A 287-nucleotide genomic window follows, 5' to 3' on the forward strand; every position below is an offset into this window, starting at 1 on the left:
CTGTTGCTGCTGGACGAGCCGATGTCGGCGCTGGACGCCCGCGTGCGCGAACACCTGCGCATCGAATTGCGCGCGCTGCAGAAGCGCCTGTCGATCACCACGCTGATGGTGACGCACGACCAGGAAGAAGCGATGGTCATGGCCGACCGCATCGCCGTCATGAACGGCGGCGTCATCGAGCAGTTCGGCACCCCGCGCGAACTGTATCGCCAGCCTGGCTCGGCCTTCATCGCCGATTTCGTCGGCGAGGCCAACTGGCTGCCGTTCGAGCGCATCGACGCGCACCG

At 66.6% G+C, this 287-nt stretch carries 1 pseudogene; it reads left to right on the forward strand.

Annotated elements, in window-relative coordinates:
• A pseudogene (locus SB751_RS29580) lies at window positions 1-287 on the forward strand (putative 2-aminoethylphosphonate ABC transporter ATP-binding protein); the annotation flags it as partial.

It is taken from the genome of Cupriavidus sp. SIMBA_020 (assembly GCF_046535395.1).
Taxonomy (GTDB): Bacteria; Pseudomonadota; Gammaproteobacteria; order Burkholderiales; family Burkholderiaceae; genus Cupriavidus; species Cupriavidus campinensis.